General features: G+C 34.8%; 4 protein-coding genes. 2 read left to right on the top strand and 2 right to left on the bottom strand.

The features are described 5' to 3' along the window. Both ACPDHL_RS16030 and ACPDHL_RS16035 read left to right on the top strand, forming a co-directional pair. The coding region (locus ACPDHL_RS16030; RefSeq protein ID WP_286382964.1) for a tyrosine-type recombinase/integrase at window positions 1–660 on the top strand (660 nt) is incomplete at its 5' end. Next, complete coding sequence (locus ACPDHL_RS16035) at window positions 639–1,736, top strand: IS91 family transposase (protein ID WP_010256768.1); 1,098 nt, start codon at window positions 639–641, stop codon at window positions 1,734–1,736. The genes ACPDHL_RS16030 and ACPDHL_RS16035, both read left to right, overlap by 22 nt. Window positions 1,737–1,958: 222 nt before the next feature. On the opposite strand, the gene ACPDHL_RS16040 is transcribed toward ACPDHL_RS16035, so the two are convergent. Next, entirely contained in the window at window positions 1,959–2,381 is a 423-nt protein-coding gene (locus tag ACPDHL_RS16040) for a GNAT family N-acetyltransferase (protein WP_207760142.1), read from the bottom strand. Between the two features lie 51 nt (window positions 2,382–2,432). After that, entirely contained in the window at window positions 2,433–3,053 is a 621-nt protein-coding gene (locus tag ACPDHL_RS16045) for a histidine phosphatase family protein (RefSeq protein WP_010256684.1), read from the bottom strand. Window positions 3,054–3,346 lie beyond the last annotated feature (293 nt).

Raw genomic sequence — 3,346 nt, forward strand, 5'->3', positions numbered from 1 at the left:
TACGGACTTCGATTTCTTTTAAAAACAGAGAATTTACCTTACGATCATCTTCATTTACCATCGATTCCTAAAGAAAAGAAACTTCCTGTAATTCTGAGTCGAGAAGAGATTTGGAAGATGCTTCAACATGCCGATTTACTCAAACATCGCATTTTAATTGGATTGATTTACGGCTGTGGTTTGCGTTGTATGGAAGTTAGAAATATCGAATTGAAACACCTAGATTTTGATAGAAAACTACTGCATATCGTTCAAAGTAAAGGCAAAAAAGATCGTTATGTTCCTTTATCGGATCATCTCATTCGAGGGATTAAAAAATATATTTCGGTTGAACATCCTACCACATTTTTATTTACAGGCAACACCAAAGATGCCAAAGGTTTTGATTCGCGATACAGCCAACGTGGGGTTCAATGGGCGATTCAATCGGTTTGTAAAAAAGCTGGAATTTTAAAAGACGTGCATACGCACACGTTGCGCCACAGCTACGCTACGCATTTGTTAGAAGATGGGGTGAATATTCTTCAGGTTCAGAAACTGATGGGTCATGAGCGTGTGGAAACCACGATGGAATACTTGCATGTTTGTCAGCTCGAAAATCAAAAAGTACACAGCCCACTAGATACCGTTTTTGCTTTATGCAGCCGCAGTGGGAAGTAGCCGATGTGCTGAGAAAAGTCGATTTGTCCAACCAAAACTTTACCGTTCATCAAGAAAAAACGTTAAGAGCATTGACTTTGTGCCGAACTGCTGCTTTGGGCGGACATGTAGATGCTTGTGATGCTTGTGGCAACATTAGTATTAGTTACAACAGTTGTCGCAATAGGCATTGCCCGAAATGTCAAGGTCATAAACGTGAAGAATGGATTCAGGCACGTGAGCAGGATTTGTTGCCTTGTTCGTACTATCATTTGGTTTTTACCCTTCCAGATTCGCTTAATGGATTAGCGATTGCACATCCAAAAATCGTTTATAAAATCTTGTTTGATTCTGTTTGGTCGACATTAAATCAATTCGGAAAAACGGAAGGTTTGCAACTAGGAATGATTGCGATTTTACATACCTGGGGACAAAATTTAAGTTTACATCCACATTTACACTGCATTATTCCTGGTGGTGGAATTGATGCCAACGGTAAATGGAAACGCAAGATAAAAACCGATAAATACTTATTTGCAGTAAAAGCGTTAAGCAAGGTTTTTCGAGCAAAATTTGTTGCCTTGTTACGTAAAGAAAAGCTTGCCGATGCTCATGTTTTGCAAAGTTTATTTGATAAAAATTGGGTGGTTTATGCCAAACGCCCATTTGGAGGTCCCAAACAAGTAATCGAATATTTAGGAAGATACACCCATAAAGTTGCCATCAGCAATCATCGGATTAAAAATGTAACAAATCAAGAAGTTACCATCAACTATAAAGATTATAAAGGCGGAAGTAAAACCAAGCAACTCACCTTAAAAAACGAAGAGTTCACAAGGCGATTTAGCTTACATATTCTGCCTAAACGCTTTGTGCGCATACGCCATTACGGTATTTTAAGCAGCAGTTGGAAACGCGGAAAACTCCAACAATTGCAAAAAGATTTAAAAGTTGTACGCCCAATAATTGAGCCCAAAACCCAACATAAAAAATGCTATTGTTGTAAAGTCGGCAATCTGATCACCTTGCATGTTTTTGGGCAAAGAGGACCACCGAAAGCCTACCTTATCGGAAGTAAACTTGCGCCTGTGAATTAACTTTTATGGGTAAGGGAACTTGTGTTTGGTTGTTTCGAAAAACAATGTAAAAAAATAGAAACAAACACAAAAAAAGCAGTAATCGTAAAATTACTGCTTGTATATCTTAAAACTGCACTTCGAAAACTCCATAATACGTATTAAGCTCCCTACGGTTCCGTTCAACGGGCTTTCATCTCGTGCCCTCCGGGCAAGACGAAAGCTTAGTTATTGTGTGCAGTTTTATTTTTTAGAATTATTCCATTGCATAACATATTCCTTCTCTAAAGTTGGTTGGTCTATTGATTCCGATAAGATTATGAAGTCTTTGGATTTATAAAAGCTTACACTTTTCTCATTTTTTTGGTAAACGTTTAATTTTAATTCCGTTCGCAAATTTTTAGCATAATTTAAAAGTAAAGTTCCAATTCCTTTTCCTTGTTGTTCTATATCTACAAAAATTGATGCAATATAATTTTCACTTAATGCAATAAATCCTAAAATATTATTAGTTTCCTCTGCTACATAAACTTCTGAATTTGGAAGATATTTTTTAATCATTAAAGACTTGTTATTTATCCAATAATCTTTTGGTATAAAATCGTGAGCTATTATAGATGTGTTTAGCCAAATGTCAGCTAAAAATAGAACATCTTTATCTTCCATTTTTCTAATTATTGTCATTATTTTTCTAGTGTTTAGTTCTTAGTTTTTTTGTTAGTATGTTAAAAAAGAAGTATCGCTCAATCTTTTTATAATTCTTTTTCCGTGTGTTGTTTGGCTTAAAAAAGAAACACCTCCACTAATTCCATATAAGTCAATTTTGTTGAGATTTTTCACGTCTAATTCAAGCCACATAACATTAAATACACTTAATGTATCTCCGTGAGAAACAATTATAATATTTTCTTCATCATTATTTATTATTTCTTTGTAGAAAGGCAGAAGTCTTTGCCAAACATCAAATCTAGATTCAGCGTCACTGAAACATTTGTCATAAATTGTCAGCTCTTCATTTTCAATGTTCTCTTTCAGCCATTTAACCGATTTTCCTATTGCTTTTCCTAAACTTCTTTCTTTAAGCGACTCTGTGAAAATTGGATTTAGGTTGAATTGTTCTGCGATAATTTCAGCAGTTTGTTTTGTCCTTTTGAGTGTTGATGAATAGATAGAAAACTTTTTATTTTCTATTTCTTTATTAAGATTAAATGCAATGTTTTTAGCTTGTTGAATTCCTTTTTTACTCAATTCCCAATCAGTCCAAGAACCAATCATTCCGTTTGTATGATGAATAGATTCAGGATGTTGAATGGTAATTATGTTTTTAGTTCGGAACATTCTATATTATCGGTTTCTCGCAAAATTGCACACAACGGAAAAAGTATTGGCGAAGGACGGGCTACTTTGCTGACAATTTCAAAGGAAGACCGAACCTGAGCAAAATGCTTTTTCAGATTTCTAAATTACTAAAAAAAGAAATATGAAAAGCATTTTTGCGGATATTGTTAACTGAATTCTCAAAGACAATATTCACCCCGTCTTTTGCCAATACACTGTTGAACTAAACCTCCGGTAGCTTTCGCTGCGATGATTTAGTACCTTAGTATTTATTAACGTTTAAATAATTGATA

The sequence above is a fragment of the Myroides sp. C15-4 genome (assembly GCF_050522745.1).
GTDB lineage: Bacteria > Bacteroidota > Bacteroidia > Flavobacteriales > Flavobacteriaceae > Flavobacterium.

What these genes read in the sequence shown, in the direction of transcription:
- ACPDHL_RS16035 (WP_010256768.1), top strand. Translation starts at nt 639, where the DNA reads ATGCAGCCGCAGTGGGAAGTAGCCGATGTGCTGAGAAAAGTCGATTTG.
- ACPDHL_RS16040 (WP_207760142.1), bottom strand. Translation starts at nt 2,381, where the DNA reads ATGGAAGATAAAGATGTTCTATTTTTAGCTGACATTTGGCTAAACACA.
- ACPDHL_RS16045 (WP_010256684.1), bottom strand. Translation starts at nt 3,053, where the DNA reads ATGTTCCGAACTAAAAACATAATTACCATTCAACATCCTGAATCTATT.